This window comes from Schaalia sp. ZJ405, from assembly GCF_011038885.2.
Lineage (GTDB): Bacteria > Actinomycetota > Actinomycetes > Actinomycetales > Actinomycetaceae > Pauljensenia.
On record NZ_CP064952.1, the window covers coordinates 1,875,585 to 1,894,581 of the forward strand.

The 18,997-nt window shown below is 60.0% G+C and carries 24 protein-coding genes; 2 read left to right on the forward strand and 22 right to left on the reverse strand.

Features of this window, described 5'->3' with window-relative positions; all coding sequences use genetic code 11:
- Positions 1 to 157: 157 nt before the first annotated feature.
- Together G7Y41_RS07890 and glmS are read right to left on the reverse strand one after the other, a co-directional pair.
- Positions 158 to 1,090, reverse strand: coding sequence for a GRP family sugar transporter (locus G7Y41_RS07890; protein ID WP_165316061.1), 933 nt, complete (start codon positions 1,088 to 1,090; stop codon positions 158 to 160).
- Positions 1,087 to 3,000 (reverse strand): glutamine--fructose-6-phosphate transaminase (isomerizing), encoded by a 1,914-nt coding sequence (gene glmS / locus G7Y41_RS07895; protein ID WP_165316060.1) that lies wholly within the window; start codon positions 2,998 to 3,000, stop codon positions 1,087 to 1,089. The genes G7Y41_RS07890 and glmS overlap by 4 nt, the downstream gene beginning before the upstream one ends.
- A gap of 118 nt (positions 3,001 to 3,118) precedes the next feature.
- Between glmS and coaA the strand changes: the two genes are divergently transcribed.
- Entirely contained in the window at positions 3,119 to 4,075 is a 957-nt protein-coding gene (coaA, locus tag G7Y41_RS07900) for a type I pantothenate kinase (protein ID WP_231367276.1), read from the forward strand.
- A gap of 56 nt (positions 4,076 to 4,131) precedes the next feature.
- On the opposite strand, the gene glmM is transcribed toward coaA, so the two are convergent.
- From glmM to infA, 11 genes are all read right to left on the reverse strand, one after another.
- On the reverse strand, positions 4,132 to 5,484 hold the full coding sequence (gene glmM, locus G7Y41_RS07905; protein WP_165316058.1) for a phosphoglucosamine mutase: 1,353 nt from the start codon (positions 5,482 to 5,484) through the stop codon (positions 4,132 to 4,134).
- Positions 5,485 to 5,740: 256 nt separating this feature from the next.
- On the reverse strand, positions 5,741 to 6,238 hold the full coding sequence (gene rpsI / locus G7Y41_RS07910) for a 30S ribosomal protein S9 (RefSeq protein WP_165216404.1): 498 nt from the start codon (positions 6,236 to 6,238) through the stop codon (positions 5,741 to 5,743).
- Between the two features lie 41 nt (positions 6,239 to 6,279).
- On the reverse strand, positions 6,280 to 6,723 hold the full coding sequence (gene rplM, locus G7Y41_RS07915; protein ID WP_165216407.1) for a 50S ribosomal protein L13: 444 nt from the start codon (positions 6,721 to 6,723) through the stop codon (positions 6,280 to 6,282).
- Between the two features lie 289 nt (positions 6,724 to 7,012).
- On the reverse strand, positions 7,013 to 7,924 hold the full coding sequence (gene truA / locus G7Y41_RS07920) for a tRNA pseudouridine(38-40) synthase TruA (protein WP_165316105.1): 912 nt from the start codon (positions 7,922 to 7,924) through the stop codon (positions 7,013 to 7,015).
- Between the two features lie 89 nt (positions 7,925 to 8,013).
- Positions 8,014 to 8,763, reverse strand: coding sequence for an ROK family protein (locus G7Y41_RS07925; protein ID WP_165316057.1), 750 nt, complete (start codon positions 8,761 to 8,763; stop codon positions 8,014 to 8,016).
- A 166-nt stretch (positions 8,764 to 8,929) separates the two neighbouring features.
- Positions 8,930 to 9,502, reverse strand: coding sequence for a 50S ribosomal protein L17 (rplQ, locus tag G7Y41_RS07930; protein WP_165316056.1), 573 nt, complete (start codon positions 9,500 to 9,502; stop codon positions 8,930 to 8,932).
- A gap of 43 nt (positions 9,503 to 9,545) precedes the next feature.
- Positions 9,546 to 10,541: a DNA-directed RNA polymerase subunit alpha gene (locus tag G7Y41_RS07935; RefSeq protein ID WP_165216414.1), complete on the reverse strand. Its 996-nt coding sequence runs from the start codon at positions 10,539 to 10,541 to the stop codon at positions 9,546 to 9,548.
- A gap of 236 nt (positions 10,542 to 10,777) precedes the next feature.
- Entirely contained in the window at positions 10,778 to 11,188 is a 411-nt protein-coding gene (gene rpsK, locus G7Y41_RS07940) for a 30S ribosomal protein S11 (protein ID WP_165216416.1), read from the reverse strand.
- 91 nt (positions 11,189 to 11,279) lie between these two features.
- On the reverse strand, positions 11,280 to 11,654 hold the full coding sequence (gene rpsM / locus G7Y41_RS07945) for a 30S ribosomal protein S13 (RefSeq protein ID WP_165217729.1): 375 nt from the start codon (positions 11,652 to 11,654) through the stop codon (positions 11,280 to 11,282).
- A 280-nt stretch (positions 11,655 to 11,934) separates the two neighbouring features.
- On the reverse strand, positions 11,935 to 12,048 hold the full coding sequence (gene rpmJ / locus G7Y41_RS07950) for a 50S ribosomal protein L36 (RefSeq protein WP_003790577.1): 114 nt from the start codon (positions 12,046 to 12,048) through the stop codon (positions 11,935 to 11,937).
- A gap of 42 nt (positions 12,049 to 12,090) precedes the next feature.
- The gene (gene infA, locus G7Y41_RS07955) at positions 12,091 to 12,312 is read right to left on the reverse strand and encodes a translation initiation factor IF-1 (RefSeq protein WP_003790580.1); all 222 of its coding nucleotides are present in this window, start codon (positions 12,310 to 12,312) and stop codon (positions 12,091 to 12,093) included.
- 431 nt (positions 12,313 to 12,743) lie between these two features.
- Between infA and G7Y41_RS07960 the strand changes: the two genes are divergently transcribed.
- Positions 12,744 to 12,971 (forward strand): hypothetical protein, encoded by a 228-nt coding sequence (locus G7Y41_RS07960; protein WP_165216419.1) that lies wholly within the window; start codon positions 12,744 to 12,746, stop codon positions 12,969 to 12,971.
- A 40-nt stretch (positions 12,972 to 13,011) separates the two neighbouring features.
- On the opposite strand, the gene G7Y41_RS07965 is transcribed toward G7Y41_RS07960, so the two are convergent.
- From G7Y41_RS07965 to rpsH, 9 genes are all read right to left on the reverse strand, one after another.
- Positions 13,012 to 13,932 carry a type I methionyl aminopeptidase gene (locus G7Y41_RS07965; protein ID WP_165216422.1) on the reverse strand — a complete coding sequence of 307 codons (921 nt, stop codon included), beginning with the start codon at positions 13,930 to 13,932 and terminating at the stop codon, positions 13,012 to 13,014.
- A 107-nt stretch (positions 13,933 to 14,039) separates the two neighbouring features.
- The gene (locus tag G7Y41_RS07970; RefSeq protein ID WP_165216424.1) at positions 14,040 to 14,624 is read right to left on the reverse strand and encodes an adenylate kinase; all 585 of its coding nucleotides are present in this window, start codon (positions 14,622 to 14,624) and stop codon (positions 14,040 to 14,042) included.
- Positions 14,621 to 15,913, reverse strand: coding sequence for a preprotein translocase subunit SecY (gene secY, locus G7Y41_RS07975; protein ID WP_165216427.1), 1,293 nt, complete (start codon positions 15,911 to 15,913; stop codon positions 14,621 to 14,623). Before secY ends, G7Y41_RS07970 begins: the two co-directional genes overlap by 4 nt.
- Positions 15,914 to 16,259: 346 nt before the next feature.
- Entirely contained in the window at positions 16,260 to 16,739 is a 480-nt protein-coding gene (gene rplO / locus G7Y41_RS07980) for a 50S ribosomal protein L15 (protein ID WP_165216430.1), read from the reverse strand.
- A gap of 2 nt (positions 16,740 to 16,741) precedes the next feature.
- Positions 16,742 to 16,927: a 50S ribosomal protein L30 gene (rpmD, locus tag G7Y41_RS07985; RefSeq protein WP_231367277.1), complete on the reverse strand. Its 186-nt coding sequence runs from the start codon at positions 16,925 to 16,927 to the stop codon at positions 16,742 to 16,744.
- Entirely contained in the window at positions 16,924 to 17,616 is a 693-nt protein-coding gene (gene rpsE, locus G7Y41_RS07990; protein WP_165216435.1) for a 30S ribosomal protein S5, read from the reverse strand. The genes rpmD and rpsE overlap by 4 nt, the downstream gene beginning before the upstream one ends.
- 28 nt (positions 17,617 to 17,644) lie before the next feature.
- The gene (rplR, locus tag G7Y41_RS07995) at positions 17,645 to 18,016 is read right to left on the reverse strand and encodes a 50S ribosomal protein L18 (RefSeq protein WP_165217732.1); all 372 of its coding nucleotides are present in this window, start codon (positions 18,014 to 18,016) and stop codon (positions 17,645 to 17,647) included.
- A complete protein-coding gene (rplF, locus tag G7Y41_RS08000) occupies positions 18,016 to 18,552 on the reverse strand; it encodes a 50S ribosomal protein L6 (RefSeq protein WP_165216438.1) in 537 nt (178 codons plus the stop codon). The genes rplR and rplF overlap by 1 nt, the downstream gene beginning before the upstream one ends.
- A 15-nt stretch (positions 18,553 to 18,567) precedes the next feature.
- Positions 18,568 to 18,966 carry a 30S ribosomal protein S8 gene (gene rpsH / locus G7Y41_RS08005; RefSeq protein WP_165216441.1) on the reverse strand — a complete coding sequence of 133 codons (399 nt, stop codon included), beginning with the start codon at positions 18,964 to 18,966 and terminating at the stop codon, positions 18,568 to 18,570.
- Positions 18,967 to 18,997: the final 31 nt, after the last annotated feature.

Sequence of the window (18,997 nt, forward strand, 5' to 3'; positions counted from 1 at the left end):
ACCTCCAAGCGCACACAGATATTCAGCAAGCTTGCGGCTCCATCTCAGTATATCTCCCCACAGTCATGCCAATAGCATCTGACCTGTACTGAGCAAGAGGACCTGAGGAAAGCGCTGGCATCACCCAAGGAAAGAAACCATCCGGGACCCTCGGCAATTACCCGGCAGCGTCGATCCCTTTCGCAACACCGGCGAGGACGGCTCCGATGAGCACACAGACAACGCCGCCCGCAGTCCACAGGAGCTCACGCTTGGTGCGAGTTTCTCCGAGCCACCAGATGCCCAGAGGTGTCGAAATGAGGATGCCGAGCTGGGTGAGTGTGAAGCCGGAGGCAACACCGACCCGCGCTGAGCCAACCTGAAGCAGGACCACGGCGATGCACCAGATGATGCCGACGCTCATGAGTGTGAGGGTGTTAAAGTTCCGAATTTTCAGGGGCTCACGCGCCGTGGATCCCACGGGAGAACGCAGTGCGTGAAGCCCGAAGTAGCCGAAGCAGTATGACGTGTAGCCGATTGCCTGGGGCAGGAGGATGGCCGCGCCCTCGACGCCGAACCAACGTCCAATGAGAACGTAAGCAACCAGGCCAATCGTTGACGTGATGAGCAGCCGAGTGCCTCGCCCCCAGTCAAGGTCGGACGCTTGGGAACCGGCCTCGGTGCGAGACACCAGCCAGATACCCGCGCTCAGCAAGATAATCGAAAGAACTCCAACGGGGAGGGATAACCCGTTTCGCCACTCACCAAAGAGAAGGATCCCGGCCAGGGACATCAACCCCAGCTGCCCACCCGTGGTGATGGGGATGGTTCGTGAAACCCCGAGCACGGCAAAGCATGTGAGCTGTTCACACAGGCCCCAGCCGAGAAATAGTCCGGAAATCAACGCCACGGCGACGTCACGCAGATTCCAGTTCACGTGAAGGAACGGCGTGATCGCAGCGGCGGTCAACAGGCCACCGGACACCACTCCGAGGATGCGTTGGCGGTCCGACGCCTGGATTTTCCCAATGAATGTTGTCTGAAGTCCAAACAGGATGGACGGAAGGACAGCGAGGAAATAATCCAGAGCTGTCGGCGCAGTCGCGCTCACTCGACCGTCACAGACTTGGCCAGGTTACGCGGCTGATCCACATCCAAGCCTTTCGCGGTCGCCAGTTCGCAGGCAAAAATCTGGAGTGGCACGACGGCCAGGAGCGGAGCGTAGAGCGTGGGAACCTGGGGAACTCGGAAGACAATTTCAGCGAATTCATCCACCGAGGAGTCTCCCTCTTCCGCCACGACGATTGTCCGTGCTCCGCGAGCACGCACTTCCTGAATGTTTGCCAGGACCTTGTTGTGCAGCTCAGGGCGACGCGGCGTCGGCACGATGATGATCACAGGCTGACCTTCGTCCACCAGAGCAATAGGTCCGTGCTTGAGTTCGCCAGCGGCAAATCCTTCGGCGTGGATATAGCAGATTTCTTTAAGTTTCAGTGCGCCTTCGAGGGCAACGGGGAATCCGACGTGACGGCCCAGGTAAATGACCGAGGTCGCATCAACCATCGTCCGTGCGAACTGACGCACCGTTTCACCCTGGTCAAGGATCTGCTGAATTTTCCCGGGAACCTCGCCGAGCTTCTCCATGTAGTCCGCGACCTCGTCGGCGAACTTATTGCCACGAACCTGAGAGAGGAACAGGCCAAGAATGAAGCAGGCGGTGACCTGCGCGGTGAATGCCTTCGTCGAAGCGACGGCAATCTCCGGGCCGGCGTGGGTGAGGAGCACAGCGTCGGACTCGCGAGAAATCGTTGACCCCGGGGTGTTGACGATGGCAACGACTTTCGCTCCCTGCTCACGAGCATGACGGATCGCCATGATCGTGTCCATTGTTTCACCCGATTGGGAGATTGCGACAACCAGGGTTTTTTCTGTGACCACGGGGTCGCGGTAACGGAACTCGCTGGAGAGTTCGACCTCCACGGGGATGCGGCACCAGTGTTCAATCGCGTAACGCGCCACCTGACCGGCGTATGAGGCGGTTCCGCAGCCAATCATGACGATCTTGTCGACGCTGCGTAGGACGTCCTCGGAAATGCGTAGTTCGTCGAGGGCGAGGCGCGAATGGGAGTCGAGACGATCGGCGAGGGTATTGGCCACGCCCTCGGGCTGCTCGTTAATCTCCTTGTCCATGAAGGTGGGCCAGCCGCCCTTTGTTGCACGATCGGACGTGAAGTCGACCTCGTACTCTTTCAGGGGCACGCGCTGTCCGCTCTGATCGAGGACAGTGACACCCCGCGCGGTGACGGCAACGATCTGGTCCTGATCGATCTCAACGGCGCGGGACGTGTGTTCAACGAAAGCGAGGACGTCAGACCCGAGGAAGTTCTCGTTTTCACCCAGGCCGATGACCAGCGGTGAGGAACGGCGAGCAGCAACGATGATGTTGGGGCAGTCCGAGGTCACGACCAGCAGAGTGAATGTGCCCTCAAGACGGGCCGTCACCTGACGCATTGCAGCGATGAGACGCGCCCCCACACTGTGAGTGTGTTCATCGGCGCCGTCGATTGTGCCGTCCCATTGAGGAGTCTCGGCGCAGTCGTAGGCCTCCTGAATGAGATGAACAACGACTTCGGTGTCAGTCTGAGAGGAAAACTCGCGACCGCTGGCCTGAAGCTGGGCGCGCAGGGCATCTGCATTTTCAATGATCCCGTTATGCACCAGGGAGAAACGCCCGTCCGGGGTGGAATGGGGATGCGCATTTGCCACGGTCGGACGACCGTGCGTTGCCCACCGGGTGTGTCCGATACCCGCGAGCGCATCCTCGGGGTGACCCGCATCGATGGCGTCCTGGAGGTTGACCAGTTTACCGACGGCACGGATGACGTCGATTCCGTTGTCATTCGCCAACGCAATACCCGCCGAATCGTATCCGCGGTATTCCAGGCGAGCCAGGCCCCCCATGACAACTTCACGAGAACGCTGAGCCCCGATACAGCCCACATGTCCAACAATTCCACACATGGGGTCTATTTCAGCACACCCTTCAGCCGGTGACACGATTATTTCTCACTGCGTCAGGCGTGTCGCTTCACTCACAGAGAATTTCACGAGCTGCCACCCGATACGCCACAATAAGATCGTGACCGTTGACGCTGGAGATGAACTACTCAGCCCGTACACGCTCTTCGAGAGATCAGCGTGGGACCGGCTTGGGGCAAAAACTCCCCTGCCGCTCACCCAGGATGACATCGACCGGATTGCCTCGCTGGGTGATCCCATTGACATGAGCGAGGTCGATGCGATTTACCGTCCTTTGTCCGCGCTGCTTCAGGTCTACATCGAAGGAGCCCGCCGCACCGCCCGCGAGCGCCACGCTTTCCTCGGTGAGTCCCCTCATGAGCGTGTTCCTTTCATCATCGGGATCGCCGGGTCCGTGGCTGTGGGCAAGTCTACGGTTGCGCGTCTTCTCCAGCTGCTGCTTGATCGATGGCAGTCGACTCCGCGCGTGGATCTGGTGACAACGGACGGGTTCCTCTATCCCAACAGCGTGCTTGAGGACAAGGGAATCCTTGCGCGCAAGGGTTTCCCCGAGTCCTATGACCGTCAGGAACTCATCCATTTCCTTGCCCGCGTCAAGGCCGGGAACGAGGACGTCCCCGTTCCCACGTACTCTCACGTTCTCTACGATGTGGTTCCCGGGGTGTTTCACCACGTACGTCGCCCCGATATTCTCATTGTCGAGGGCGTCAACGTCCTTCAACCTCCCCGAACACTCCCGGGGACCATTTCGACTGCTGTGTCCGATTACTTTGATTTCTCAATCTACGTGGATGCCGACGAAGCCCACATTGAGCAGTGGTATGTTGATCGTTTCCTCAAGCTCCGCCAGACAGCGTTCTCACGTGAGGACTCATTCTTCCGCACCTACGCAGGATTAACGGACGTCGAGGCAGAGTCAACAGCCCGGATGATTTGGGCGGCGATTAACCTGCCTAACCTCAGGGAGAACATTCTGCCGACACGTGAGAGGGCAACGATGATCTTCACCAAGGGTGAGGATCATCGCGTCGAATCCCTCTACTTGCGTAAGGAATAGCCTCACTGACGCGCCCGCAGACGGGTGGGTGGCCGCCCCAGCGCGGAGCGTTCGCGTTAAATCGCGAGGTTCTCCTTGACGACGTCGGCCAGGCGCGCTGCCACAGCATCAGCCTGATCCTGAGTTGCCGCTTCAACCATGACGCGAACGAGGGGCTCCGTACCGGAGGGACGCAGTAGAACTCGTCCCGTGTCTCCCAGTTCGGCCTCGGCTGCGGCAACCGCGTCGGCAACAGCCGCGTTCTGAGCAGCGGCATAGCGATCAACGCCACCGACATTGATCAAGGTCTGCGGGAGTCGTTTGATGAAGTCTGTCAGTTCCGCCAGGTTGCGTCCGGATTCTTTGACCATGCGGGCGATGAGCAGGGATGAGAGGATTCCATCCCCCGTGGTTGCATGGTCGTGGGCAATGATATGACCGGATTGTTCCCCGCCGAGCGCATATCCCCCGCGAAGCATTTCCTCAAGGACATAACGATCCCCAACGGCTGTTTGCACGGTCTGGATGCCGGCCTCACGCATGGCAAGAATCAAACCGAGATTCGACATGACGGTAACAACCAGAGTGTCGTGAGGAAGTGCGCCGCGATCGCGGGCGTCAAGGGCAAGCGCTCCCATGATTTTGTCACCGTCAATGAGGGTGCCGTTGTGGTCAACAGCGAGGCAACGGTCCGCATCCCCGTCGTAGGCAACACCGAAGTCTGCTCCGGAAGCAACAACGGTTTCTTGCAGTTCCTCGGGGTGTGTGGACCCGCAGTTGAGGTTAATGTTGCGCCCGTCAGCTTCAGCGTTAATGACAACGGTTTCAGCGCCCAACGCTTGCAGAGCCTCCGGTCCGAATGCGCAGGCGCCACCGTTGGCGCAGTCAACGGCGATGCGTAGACCGGAAAGGTCGGTGCCCACGGACTCAACGAGGTGGTTGATGTAGGACTTTTCCGCCCACGTCGGTTCCTCGGTGACCTCGCCAACGGCTGCACCGGTGGGACGATCCCAGTCCTGGCCAACGAGGGATTCGATGTCGTCCTCGACTGCGTCGGGGAGCTTGTAGCCGCCGCTGGCGAAGAATTTGATGCCGTTGTCGGGCATGGGGTTGTGGGATGCGGAGATCATGACGCCCAGGTCAACGTCCTGCGTTGAGGCCGTCAGGTGGGCCACCGTTGGCGTGGTGACAACACCGATGCGCGTGACATCCATGCCGGCGGAAGCCAAGCCTGCGGCAAGTGCATGATCGAGGAACTCACCGGAGATTCGGGTATCACGACCGATGATCGCACGCGGTTTACGCCCTTCATCCGTGTGGGCGTCAACGACGCGTCTGGCAGCCGCTTCTCCAAGGTTGAGTGCAAGCGTTGCTGTCAGGTCAGCATTTGCCAGTCCACGCACACCGTCCGTGCCGAACATCCTGGGCATAGTTTCTCCTTGTGATCCTGTGAATCGTTCCCGGTGAACGTCACCTTCTCATCACATTCCATCAGTGACGAGGACGAGTTGCGCTGCGTCAACTGCCTCCTAGGCTACCCGTTTGGGGAGCCTGCGAACTTGCGACACTGAGCGTTTTCTTCACACATGTGTTTCTTCACGCTGTCGTACAGCACGGTGCCCCGTCCTCGTCAATCATCGACGAGAACGGGGCACCGGGCAAAGGCAACGAAAACTGCGAGTTCGATCAGCGCTTCGAGTACTGAGGCGCCTTACGGGCCTTCTTGAGGCCTGCCTTCTTGCGTTCGATCGCACGAGCGTCACGCGTGAGGAACCCGGCCTTCTTCAGAGCAGGACGGTTCGCGTCGCGGTCGATCTCGTTGAGGGCGCGGGAAATTCCCAGGCGCAGCGCGCCGGCCTGACCGGAGATGCCGCCGCCGTTGATGCGGGCGATGACGTCGAAGCGGCCGTCAAGGTCAAGCAGAACGAAAGGCGACTTCACGAGCTGCTGGTGCAGCTTGTTCGGGAAGTAATCCTCGAGTTCGCGGCCGTTGATTGTCCACTTGCCGGTTCCGGGAACCAGGCGGACACGGGCAACGGCCTCTTTACGGCGGCCAAGGCCCGCGCCGGGCGCGGTGATGGACTGACCCGCACCCTGGGGAGCGGTCTCAGTTTCGGACGTGTACGAGCTGGGGACGTTTTCTTCGTCCAGCTCGATTTCAATGGATTCGGTGGTCTCAGCCACGGTTCTCCTCAATGCTTTTCAAAGGTGCTTGGAGCCGAAGCTCACTGAGCAACCTGGGTGATTTCGTAGGGAACCGGCGACTGGCCGGCGTGGGGATGCTCAGCACCGACGTACACGTGCAGCTTCTTGAACTGCTTGCGGCCGAGGCTGTTGTGGGGAAGCATTCCGCGGATTGCCTTCTCAACGGCGCGCTCCGGAGCTTTCTCCATGAGTTCGCGGTACGGCGTGGCGGTGAGACCACCGGGACGGCCGGAGTGACGGTAGGCGAACTTCTGCTCAAGCTTCTTACCGGTCAGGACGACCTTTTCCGCGTTGATAATGATGACATTGTCGCCCATGTCCATGTGAGGGGCGAACGTCGGCTTGTGCTTCCCACGAAGGATCGCAGCAACTTGTGCTGCAAGGCGTCCGAGGACGACGTCGGTGGCGTCAATGACGTACCACTTCTTGTCTGCGTCCCCAGGCTTGGGTGAATAGGTGCGCACGGGCGTAACCTTCAATTCTGTCGGTCATGGAGCGCCGCCTCCTGTTGCGGAAGGGCACTCGCGATTCATACGTTTCGCGCGAGGCATCAGCGAGCGTCTCCGCAGCGAGTGGGAAACACCGCGGGGCTGCTAACGCACAGCGTCTGCCATTTTATCCATGCGTCATGTACGGGTCAAAGCACAGCGGCCTTTGTGGTCGATCACTCACGACACGTCGTCATTCGTCAGGCTGTCAGGAGCACACGATGTCGTCAACAGTATTCTTCTGACACCGCGCAGATGAACTCCGTCAGTCGTCCTCGCCACAGCAGTCACGTCGCCGTCGGGCAGCCTGGGCACGACTCCCCCACTGATCCTCAGGGGGATACTCCACACGCATCAGCGTCAGCCCGTGCGCCGGAGCAATCGGTGCCGCTTCCTGACGCGAACGTGCCGCAAGAATCTGCGAGGGCCACTCCACCCCACGCTTGCCCGACCCAACAAGCAGCATGGCCCCCACAAGTGAACGCACCATCGAATGACAAAAGGCATCGGCTTGAACACTCACGCGGATCACCGAGGGATCGCGCGGATCTCGCTCAAAAGACAGTCGGCGCAGTGTTCGGATCGTCGTTGCACCTTCACGCGGACGACAAAAACCAAGGAAATCATGCTCGCCCAGCAATCCCCAAGCGGCACTATTCATTGCCTCAACGTCCAGCACACCGTCAACCCACAGGTGATTGCGTCGCAGCAGCACATCGCCGTGTCCATCGACGATCCGATATTCATAGGAACGCGACAGCGCTGAAAAACGCGCATCGAAGCTCGGATCAACAACCTCAGCGCTCATCACACGAACATCCGTGGTTCCTTTGGGTTCGCGCAGGTCGTGGGCCCGGGCGAAGCGACCTCGTCCTCGTGACAGAAGCCCGTTGACCCGGCGCACGAGCCCGCGACATGCCGACGTGGGTGAGGGCTCAGAGCCATCACGAGGAGCCAAGGCCGCCAAAGCATCGGCGGGAACATCCACATGAACAACCTGGTGGCGAGCGTGCACCCCGGCGTCGGTTCGACCAGCAACAACCACATCGACCCGAGTACGCACAATCGTTGCCAGCGCGTCTTCGAGCTCTCCTTGAACCGTCCGCAGGCCCGGTTGAGCTGCCCATCCGTGGAAGTCTGTGCCGTCATACCCCAGGTCTATGCGCAGGCGGATCAGTGAATCCACCGGGGAAATGGACGACTGCGTGGATCTGTCCGCAACCGTTGCCGGAGCAGTTTCGCTTCCTCGGTCTACAGTTCCCAGGTCTACAGTTCCCACGCGCGCACTCCCCCGATGATTCCAGCGTCGTTGGGCACAATGATGACCTCACCGCCGAGTTTCGTGCGCGCCGTCGGCGTGATGCGACGTGAGTTGCCACCTCCGAGGTAAAGGCGATCCCACATGTACATGCGGCGCAGTGAGTCAACGATCCGACGTACCCGCCGCGACCAGTGAACATCCCCCAAGCGGAGGCGTTCATGCTCTCCGATGTAGTCGTCGAAGGTCAGTCCCCACCGGACGAATCCCTGTGACACCTCAACGTGGGGGGCGAGGACGCCGCCGTCAAAGACGGCGTTTCCCAGTCCCGTGCCCAGCGTGATAATCATTTCAAGGCCGGTGCCAACGATGACACCGGCACCCGCAACCTCGGCGTCGTTGAGTACTTTCGTGGGCAGACCGAGACGATCCGTGATCGCCCGACGCATATCGAAGTGACGCCACTGATCAACGAGGGCTGGGATCACCTTCGATCGCGGCCCCTCTTTCGTCACATAGTGCGGTGTGTCAATGACGATGCCGTGGCGGATCATTCCGGGCATCCCCATTGTCACACGCGTGGCCTGAGGGAGTTGGGCAGCAAGATCAGCGACCGTGGAGACGAGAAGCTCAGGGGGAAGCGGATAGGGCGTCGGAGTACGCCTCGCCGGTGCGATCATCGTTCCCCGGTCATCAACAACGGATGCCTTGATCCCGCCGCCACCGCAGTCGACAGCCAAAGTCAGTTGCTCGGTCATGGGGACAAGCGTAGTCGCGTGTCCTAAAGAAAACCGAAGGGCCGGCAACCTTTCACGGTTGCCGGCCCCGTCCTCGTCCCCTCAGACACGAGGACAACGTACCGGTGATGTCGCGCTGCTTCCCCTAAAACTTAGGAGGCTTCGCAACGATCAGCGACGCTTGAGCTCACTTCTCGTCAGCTTCAGCGGCCTCTTCGGCCTCATCCGCGTCCGCGGCGGCCTCGGCGGTAGCTTCTTCAGCCTCTGTGGTGGCCTCTTCGGCGTCAGCGGTGGCTTCTTCAACCTCGGTCGTCTCTTCGGCGACCTCCTCAGCCTCAACCTTGCTCGAAGCGGCCTTCGCCGTCTTCTCAGCAGCCGCCACAACGGCCTTCTTCTCGACCTTCTCCATGACGAGCTCAATGCGCATCAGGGGAGCATTGTCGCCCTTACGGTTACCGACGCGGATCAGGCGGGTGTAGCCGCCCTGACGCTCGGAATCCATCGCGGGAACGATCTCGTCGAAGAGCATGTAGACAGCGTCCTTCGAGTGGATCTTCTTCGCGACGATACGGCGAGAGTGAATGTCACCGCGCTTGGCCTTCGTCACGAGCTTCTCGAAGTAAGGCTGAAGCAGCTTCGCCTTCGCTTCGGTCGTCGTCAGCGCGCGGTTCTCAATGAGGCTCACAGCCAGGTTCGACAGGATGAGCTTCTGGTGGGCCGGGCTACCGCCCAGGCGTGCGCCCTTCTTTGGAGTGGGCATGATTATCTCCTACGGGGTGGATGCGTCCATCGGACGCAATGGGTCAGATGGACTGGTCGTCACTGAAGATCGAACCGGAATCGCCGTCACCGAAGTTCGGCATGATCGAATCCTTCAGCGTCATACCAAGAGCAGCGAGGGCTTCCTTGATTTCCTCGATCGACTTCGTGCCGAAGTTACGGATGTCAAGCAGGTCCGCTTCCGAATGGGCAACAAGCTCGCCAACAGTGAGAATGCCGCGGCGACGCAGGGCGTTGTAGGAACGCGACTGGAGGTTCAGGCTCTCAATCGGCAGCGCAAGATCGGCAGCGAGAGTCTCGTCCGTCGTGGACGGGCCAACCTCGATGCCTTCGGCTTCCTCGTTGAGCTCACGCATGAGTCCGAAGAGTTCAACGAGGGTCTTGCCCGCCGATGCCAGCGCGTCACGCGGGGTGATTGCCGGTTTCGTCTCAACGTCGATCACGAGACGGTCAAAGTCGGTGCGCTGCTCAACACGCGTTGCCTCAACCTTGTACGTCACCTTGACGACGGGAGAGTAAATCGAATCAATCGGAATACGTGAAATTTCCGCCTGCGGATCCTTGTTCTGAGCTGCCGACACGTAGCCGCGGCCACGCTCAACAGTCAGTTCGATCTCCAGCTTGCCTTTCTCGTTGAGAGTGGCCAGGTGCAGATCCGGGTTGTGGATCTCCACGCCGGCCGGAGGCGTGATGTCTCCGGCAACCACCTCACCCGGGCCTGCCTTACGCAGGTACATGACCACGGGTTCGTCGTTCTCGGAGGACAGAACGATCTGCTTGATCGCGAGGATGATCTCAGCGACATCTTCCTTCACGCCGTCAATCGTCCGGAACTCGTGGGGAACACCTTCGATGCGGATAGAGGTCACCGCGGCGCCGGGAATTGACGACAGCAGGGTACGGCGCAGGGAGTTACCCAGCGTGTATCCGAACCCGGGTTCGAGGGGCTCCAGGGTGAAGCGGGAGCGCAGGTCGCTGACCTTTTCTTCAGTCAGGATGGGTCGCTCTGCAATGAGCACGTCTTAGTCCTTTCTTACCGACGCCCGCCATATGACGTCGGGGTTGGAATCCCGCGTGAAGCGCGAGACAGGGGGATTGAGGCTCCACAGGCGTGGAGGGCTCAGACGTGAGGACGCTCGTTCGCGTGCCCCACCGATCGGTTCGTCACGCTCAGCAGTGTGTGCCGAGCATCTGGGCTCAAGTGGCCCAGCCGATGATCGGAGGTGCCGCTCATGGGCGTCTCGATGCGAAAAGGTCAGACGCGACGACGCTTGGGAGGACGAGCGCCGTTGTGAGCCTGGGGGGTGACGTCCTGAATCGACCCGACTTCCAGGCCGGCAGCCTGGAGCGAACGGATCGCGGTCTCACGGCCGGAGCCGGGGCCTTTCACAAAAACGTCAACCTTCTTCATGCCGTGCTCCTGGGCGCGACGAGCCGCAGCCTCAGCCGCAAGCTGCGCGGCGAAGGGAGTGGACTTACGCGAGCCCTTGAAGCCCACCTGACCTGACGATGCCCACGCGATAACAGCGCCGGTGGTGTCGGTCAGGGAAACGATGGTGTTGTTGAACGTCGACTTGATGTACGCATGTCCATGCGTGACGTTCTTCGAGACTTTGCGGCGCGGCTTGCGAGCGGCACCGGACCGTGAGGTCTTTGCAGCAGCCATGATGTCTATCAGTTCCTTTGTAGTCGTGGACGAGGACGAACGCTGAGTTTTTCCGTAACGTTCCAGTCCTCAGGGTCAGTGACCCTTGGCCTTACTTGGCCTTCTTCTTTCCTGCAACGGTGCGCTTGGGGCCCTTACGGGTACGAGCGTTTGTCTTGGTCCGCTGACCGTGGACCGGCAGGCCACGACGGTGACGAAGGCCCTGGTAGGAACCGATCTCGATCTTGCGTCGAATATCGGCCTGAACCTCACGGCGAAGGTCACCCTCGACCTTGAAGTTCGCATCGATGTATTCACGAAGCTTGACGAGGTCTTCCTCGGTGGCGTCTTTGACGCGCACATCCGGGCTGACGCCCGTCGCTTCGAGAGTCTCGACGGCGCGGGTGTGGCCCACACCGTAAATGTAGGTAAGCGCAATCTCCATCCGCTTTTCGCGCGGAAGGTCAACGCCGGCAATACGTGCCATTTTCTGTTGCTCCAGTTTTTCCTCGGAGGTCGTCATCGCTCCACCCGGGTGAGCACCCGGCCCCGGCCTCCGAACCGGGGGTGACCACTCGTCCTCGTCCCCTGTGCGTGTTCTGCACTGTCTGCCAGCGCAACCGGTGGACGCATTTTCGTTGCGTCTTCAGTGCTCTTGGCCTCACTGCATGTCACGAATTGAATGGGGTTCGTGGGGTATGTGGTTATGGGAGTGATGCTGTCGGGCCATGTTGGCCCGGGGTCGCATTCAAGCAGATGCCCGGGGATCAGCCCTGACGCTGCTTGTGCCTGGGGTTGTCACAGATGACCATGACGTTGCCGTGGCGACGAATCACCTTGCATTTGTCACAGATCTTCTTGACACTCGGCTTGACCTTCATGGTGTTTACCTCCACCGCCCGTAGGCGGTCAGTGTCGGTTGGTCACTTGTAGCGGTAGACGATACGGCCTCGGGAAAGGTCGTAAGGGCTCAGCTCGACGACAACTCGGTCCTCGGGAAGAATGCGAATGTAGTGCTGACGCATCTTGCCAGCAATATGGCCAAGCACAACATGACCATTCTTGAGTTCCACACGGAACATCGCATTCGGCAGAGCCTCAACGACTGTTCCTTCCATTTCGATGACGCCGTCTTTTTTCGCCATGTCCTCCGTCTGTCCTCTACATGTCTTGGATAAGATACGGCCCGTCAGGACCGCGGGAGTTTCCGCACAAGGTACAGATACGCCCGACGAGCCAGTCTACGTGATCGGCGTGGCGACTTGAAAGTTCAGGCGCTGTATTTTCGCTCACCTCGCGCGTCATCGCTTCGACGGCGGCGCAACTGAAGACAGGGTGCGAACCGCGCCACCTCTCTGGTGCAACTGTCATCCCTCGACAAACCCTCTCTTCGCACCCCCAGTTTCTCGGTCAATCTATTCGCTCATACGAGAAAAATCCTCACCCAGAGCGATTACTATAAAACTGTAGTCAGTCGATCCCGAACAAAGGAGTTCAGAATGGGTCACACGACACGACGATGCTGTGGAATTGTGTGCGGTCTCCTGCTGGCGTTCTCACCCGTGGGTGCAACATCATGTCCATAAAAGATACGCCTTCAGTTGGCGAAGAGACGCTGTGGACGCTCAGCACGACGATCTTCATTACGCTCATGGCATTCACCGCGCGAGGCCTCAACTTCATCTTTGTGCTCGGCGCAGTGGTATACGCGGTACGCACCGCATACCTTGGATACCGCTGGTACCGCAGTCGGGAGAGCATTGATAGCACGACGTCAACAACACATTCGTCGCTTCACAGCTGAGATCCGGAATCAACCACAACACGATTCCATCGAACGCGTTTCAGCCTTCAACAACTACCGGCGTCACACCGTAGGGAGCCAAACCCGCTGCCCCGAAATCCGGGGCCGTCAGCACACTGATGCCGTCCTCAAGGATCGCGACGGTGTGTTCCCAGTGGGCGGCGTCCTGTCCGTCACGCGTGCGGACCGTCCACTCATCAGCATCCGTGTCCGTAACAATCGATCCCCCGACGAGCATCGGCTCAACCGCGAGCACCATGCCTGGACGGAGCTTCGGTGACAACCCTCGTGCCCGGAAGTTCACCACGTCCGGCTCCTGATGCATCGCGGTCCCGATGCCGTGTCCCGTGTACTCCTCAATGATCCCCGGTTCCCATCCGAAGGTCACCGTGGCCTCGGCAACGACATTCTCCACAGCATCGCCGACCGCGAAGACTCGACGGCCCGATGCAAGAGCAGCTAACGCCGCCCACAGGCTTTCGCGCGTGACGTCGTTGAGCTGACGGCGTTTCACCATCGCGGGCAACGAGGACGACGCCGCATCGTCACCGTAGTCAGCGCTCCGCTCCCCCGCAGCAAACGCCGCGTCGTCGATCCACGGTTCGCCCACGATGATCGAAAAAGCGGCGTCGCCGTGCCACTGAAGTCCGGAACGCTCAACCCATGCCCCGCAGTCGAAGCTGACAATGTCGCCGGCCTGGAGCCGGTAGTCGCCGGGGATACCGTGAACAACAACGTCATTCACTGAGATGCAGACCGTTGCCGGATAGCCGTAGTAGTTGAGGAAGTTTGAGTGCGCTCCCCCAGCACGAATGGCTTCGGCACTCACCGCATCAAGCTCGCGGGTCGTCACGCCCTCAACCGCAGCCTCCCGCAGCGCACGGTGTATCTGTGCAACAACGAGGCCGGCCTCGCGCATCCAGGCGACCTGTCGGCGGGTCTTCAACTCAATACGTGGCACAGCCCATCACTTCCCAACACATTGCGCGACGATCGAATGCCGCGATACGTGAAATTTTAGGGGCGTACACCATCAACGGCGCACGCCCCAACGAAGATCACAAAGGATCAGGCCCGAGGCCCGACCATCCGATCAAGAATCTCAACGATCCGCGCCCACACATCGTCAATCGAGCCCGAACCATCCACGACCTCAAGCAGGTCCTGATCAACGTAGTACGTCGCCACCGGCACCGTCTGCTCGTGGTAAACCTCCATGCGATGACGGATCACCGGTTCCGTGTCATCGGCTCGATGCTGCTCCTGCGCACGCTTGAGCATGCGGGACACCACCTCGTCCTCGTCAACCTGAATTTCGAGGACGAGGTCCACGGGGCGACCAAGTTTCGCCGTGATATCCCGAAGCACCTGCGCCTGCTCAACGGTGCGCGGGTATCCGTCGAGAAGGAACCCTCCCTGGACATCCGGGGCTTCGAGGCGCGCCTCAACCATCGCATTGACAACGGAATCGGGAACGAACTCGCCGCGATCCATGTAGGACTGAGCTTTCTTGCCGATCTCTGTGCCCGCGGCAATGTTCGCGCGGAAAATCTCACCCGTCGAAACCGCGGGGATATTGAGGTATTCGGCAATGCGTGCGGCTTGGGTGCCCTTACCGGCTCCGGGAGGACCGAGAAGAACAATCGACATCATTGGAGGAACCCCTCGTAGTGATGCTGCTGAAGCTGAGTGTTAATTTCCTTGACCGTCTGGAGACCAACACCAACGATAATCAGGAGCGTTGTTCCACCGAAAGGCATCTGGCCGCTGGAGAGCTTGAGCGGAATAATCATCAACGACGGAATCAGGGCAATGACCACGAGGTACAGGGCACCGGCTGTGGTGATGCGGTTAATGACGTAGCGCAGGAAATTGGCCGTCGGCTTACCGGCGCGGTATCCGGGAATGAAGCCACCGTAGCGCTTCATATTGTCTGCAACCTCGTCAGGGTTGAAGGTGATCGCCGTGTAGAAGAAGGCGAAGAACAGAGTGAGGAGGGCGTAAAGCGTCAGGTAGAACCAGTTGGTGTGCGTGAAGTGAGCGCTGATCCACTGGACCCAGCCAGCCTCCTGCTTACCGAACTGGGCAATCATCGCCGGCATCGCGAGGATCGAGGTCGCGAAGATCACCGGGATAACGCCCGACATATTGATCTTCAGCGGAATGTACGTTGTGGTCCCTCCGTATTGGCGTCGACCAATCATCCGCTTCGCGTACTGCACAGGAATACGGCGCTGCGCCTGTTCAACGAAGACAACGGCCGCTGCCACCGCGAGAAGCATGAGGAGAATTGCCACAACCGCGCCCCACTTGTCGCCCTGTCCGATCGACAGAAGCTGAGAAGGCATACGCGCCGCAATTGACGTGAAGATCAACAGGGACATGCCGTTGCCGATGCCGCGCTCGGTGATGAGTTCGCCGAACCACATGATGACGCCGGTTCCCGCCATCATGACGATGACCATGACCACGTACATGCCCACGGAATCATCAGACATGATGGATTCTTTACACGAGGGGAACATCCGGCCCGAACGCGCAAGTGCGATCGTTGTTGTTGCCTGAAGTGCTCCAAGGAAGAGCGTGAGATACCTCGTGTATTGCGTGAGTTTTGCCTGTCCGGTTTGCCCCTCTTTGTGGAGGTCATCAAAACGCGGGATGACAACGCGCAGCAGCTGGATGATGATCGAGGCCGTGATGTAGGGCATGATGCCCAGGGCGAAGATCGACAGCTGAAGAAGCGCACCACCCGAGAACAGGTTCACCAGGTCGAGCAGCGAAGCCTGCTGCTCCACGGCCAGACACTTCTGGACCGCAACCGAGTCAACTCCCGGAGACGGGATGTAGGACCCCAGGCGGAAAATCGCCATGATGAACAAAGTGAACAGGAGCTTCCGACGTAGGTCGGGAGTACGGAACGCCTGGGCGAATGCACCGAGCAAGGCTTCCTCCTTGGATGATGAGCATACCGGCTGAGCCGGACAGACTGTGCAAGCCTACCGCGAAATCATGGCAGGATGCGAGGTGCGTCCACAATCATGCACAACCTACGCACACAACTGCGGGCGAGTAAAGCAGCACGTGACCACACGAGACCGGTCCCCTTCGGGATCACCTTCGCAGGTCGTGCCAGGTTTTCCTCGTGACTGATGTCAGGTACGAGGACGAGCGCGCACCCTGGCCTGTAGATGCGCGACCTTGGGCCGGAGCATCGTGGGCAAATCAGCGGCATATCCTCGCATGCTGTTGGGGGTGGTTCGACTCGTCGAACCACCCCCAACAGTGACGTCAGCGAGCCGAAACGGTTCCTCCGGCTGCGGTGATCTTCGCCTCGGCGGATGAGGACCAGGAATCAACCTCGACCTCGACCTTGACGGAGATCTCGCCGGTTCCGAGAATCTTCACCGGCTTACCGTCGCGCACTGCGCGCTTGGCAACAAGATCCTCAACCGTCACCTTGCCGCCCTCGGGGTAAAGCTCCTGGAGCTTGCCCACGTTGACAACCTGGTATTCGACGCGGAAGGGGTTCTTGAATCCACGAAGCTTCGGCAGACGCATGTGAATCGGCATCTGGCCGCCCTCGAATCGAGCGGGAACCTGGTAGCGGGCCTTCGTGCCCTTAGTTCCACGGCCCGCGGTCTTACCCTTAGAGCCTTCACCGCGACCAACGCGGGTCTTCGCGGTCTTAGCTCCTGGCGCGGGACGAAGGTGGTGCAGCTTGGTGATCTGAACCTTTTCGCCCTGCTGGGTCTTCTTGGAGTCCGCCATTGTCAGTCGACCTCCTCAACTGTCACAAGGTGACGCACGGTACGGACCGCGCCGCGAACGACGTCGGTGTCCTCGCGAACGACACTCTGACCAATTTTGCGCAGACCAAGCGTACGAAGGGTCTCCTTCATGTTCTGCTTGGCGCCAATTGTGGACTTGACCTGTGTGATCTTGAGATTCGCCATCACTCAGCCACCCCCGCTGCTGCCTTGTCAGCCTCAGCCTTTTCAGCCTTGGCACGCTTGTCGGCTTCACCCTCAGCGCGAGCGCGCAGCATCGAAGCCGGCGCAACGCGTTCGAGCGGAAGTCCACGGCGAGCCGCAACAGCCTCGGGCTGTTCGAGCTGCTTGAGGGCGTCCACGGTTGCGTGAACGATGTTGATCGCGTTTGAGGAGCCCAGCGACTTGCTCAGCACGTCGTGGACACCCGCAGCCTCGAGCACCGCACGCACCGGACCACCGGCGATAACACCGGTACCGGGAGCGGCAGGACGCAGGAGCACAACGCCAGCGGCGTCGCGGCCCTCGACCAGGTGCGTGATCGTGCGGCGGATCATCGGGACGCGGAAGAAATTCTTCTTGGCCTCCTCGACACCCTTGGAAATAGCCTGGGGAACTTCCTTGGCCTTTCCGTAGCCGACACCGACGGTGCCCTCACCGTCACCAACCACGACGAGTGCCGTGAAGGAGAAACGACGTCCACCCTTCACAACCTTCGACACGCGGTTGATCGTCACGACGCGCTCGATGTATTCGTTCTTTTCGTTATTGCCACGGCGGTTATCGCGGTCGTTACCGCGACCGGAGCGGCGGTCGCGGCGCTGTTCGCCGTCGCCCGCGCCTCCCTGGCCGTTCCTGTCTCGCTGCTGTGCAGCCATCAGTATTCTCGCTTTCCTTGAGGCTCGTTCACAGCTCGAGTCCGCCCTCACGGGCGGCTTCGGCGACAGCCGCGACGCGGCCGGAGTACTTGTTTCCACCACGGTCAAAGACGACCGACGAAATGCCGGCGTCCTTCGCACGCTCGGCAACGAGCGCGCCAACCTTGCGGGCCTTCTCCACCTTGGTGCCGGCCTGCGAAGCCAGTGCCTCTTCCATGTCGGAAGCAGACACCAGGGTGTGACCGACGGTGTCGTCGATCACCTGAGCAACCATGTGACGGTTGGAACGAGTGACGACCAGGCGGGGCCGTTCGGCCGTGCCCTGAATCTTCTTGCGGAGGCGCTGGTGGCGACGCTTGCGCGCAACAACCTTGCCTTTGCCCTTGATCGAGTAAGCCATCACTTACCAGCCTTTCCGACCTTGCGACGGATCGTCTCGCCCACGTAGTGGATACCCTTGCCCTTGTAGGGTTCAGGCTTCTTCAGCTTGCGGATGCGAGCTGCGGTCTCACCGACGAGCTGCTTGTCGATACCCGACACGGTAAACAGCGTCTGAGATTCAACGGAGAACTCGATACCTTCGGGAGCCTCAACCGGGACGGTGTGCGAGAAACCGAGGGACAGTTCAATGCCCTTGCCCTTGGCAACAACGCGGTAACCGGTACCGGTAATTTCCAGCTGCTTCTTGTATCCCTCTGTCACGCCAATGATCATGTTGGCGATGAGGGTACGGGTGAGGCCATGCAGAGCGCGAGAATCGCGTTCGTCGTTGGGACGCTCAACCAGGATCTGGCCGTCCTCAACCTTAGCGGTGATCGGAGCGGCAATCACGTGGTGAAGTTCGCCCTTGGGGCCCTTGACCTTGACGTCAGAGCCGTTGATGGACACCTCAACGTTTCCGGGGACAGCGATCGGATTCTTACCAATTCGCGACATTATTCAGCCTCCTCATCACCAGACGTAAGCGAGGACTTCCCCGCCTACACCTTTATCGGCTGCCTGACGGTCGGTGAGCAGACCGGAGGACGTGGACAGAATGGCCACGCCCAGGCCGCCGCGGACCTTGGGCAGGTTGGTGGATTTGGCATACACGCGCAGACCCGGCTTAGAAACGCGTTCAAGACCCTCGATGGCGGCTTCACGGTGTGAGCCGTACTTGAGTGTCAGCGTCAGCGTCTTGCCAACACGTGCGTCCTCGACGGAAATGGAGGCAATGTAGCCTTCTTCGACGAGGATCTCGGCGATCGCGTTCTTCAGCTTCGAATACGGCATCGACACCGTATCGTGGTGCGCACGATTCGCATTGCGCAGACGCGTCAGCATGTCTGCGATGGGATCGGTCATTGTCATGGGGTTTCATTCCCCTTCCTCGTCGCGGTTT

Coding starts and splice junctions, on each gene's coding strand:
- glmS (WP_165316060.1), bottom strand. CDS start 3,000: ATGTGTGGAATTGTTGGACATGTGGGCTGTATCGGGGCTCAGCGTTCT.
- glmM (WP_165316058.1), bottom strand. CDS start 5,484: ATGCCCAGGATGTTCGGCACGGACGGTGTGCGTGGACTGGCAAATGCT.
- G7Y41_RS07925 (WP_165316057.1), bottom strand. CDS start 8,763: ATGACCGAGCAACTGACTTTGGCTGTCGACTGCGGTGGCGGCGGGATC.
- rplQ (WP_165316056.1), bottom strand. CDS start 9,502: ATGCCCACTCCAAAGAAGGGCGCACGCCTGGGCGGTAGCCCGGCCCAC.
- rpsK (WP_165216416.1), bottom strand. CDS start 11,188: ATGGCTGCTGCAAAGACCTCACGGTCCGGTGCCGCTCGCAAGCCGCGC.
- rpsM (WP_165217729.1), bottom strand. CDS start 11,654: ATGGCACGTATTGCCGGCGTTGACCTTCCGCGCGAAAAGCGGATGGAG.
- rpmJ (WP_003790577.1), bottom strand. CDS start 12,048: ATGAAGGTCAAGCCGAGTGTCAAGAAGATCTGTGACAAATGCAAGGTG.
- infA (WP_003790580.1), bottom strand. CDS start 12,312: ATGGCGAAAAAAGACGGCGTCATCGAAATGGAAGGAACAGTCGTTGAG.
- G7Y41_RS07960 (WP_165216419.1), top strand. CDS start 12,744: ATGTCCATAAAAGATACGCCTTCAGTTGGCGAAGAGACGCTGTGGACG.
- G7Y41_RS07970 (WP_165216424.1), bottom strand. CDS start 14,624: ATGATGTCGATTGTTCTTCTCGGTCCTCCCGGAGCCGGTAAGGGCACC.
- rplO (WP_165216430.1), bottom strand. CDS start 16,739: ATGGCGGACTCCAAGAAGACCCAGCAGGGCGAAAAGGTTCAGATCACC.
- rpsE (WP_165216435.1), bottom strand. CDS start 17,616: ATGGCTGCACAGCAGCGAGACAGGAACGGCCAGGGAGGCGCGGGCGAC.
- rplR (WP_165217732.1), bottom strand. CDS start 18,016: ATGGCTTACTCGATCAAGGGCAAAGGCAAGGTTGTTGCGCGCAAGCGT.
- rplF (WP_165216438.1), bottom strand. CDS start 18,552: ATGTCGCGAATTGGTAAGAATCCGATCGCTGTCCCCGGAAACGTTGAG.
- rpsH (WP_165216441.1), bottom strand. CDS start 18,966: ATGACAATGACCGATCCCATCGCAGACATGCTGACGCGTCTGCGCAAT.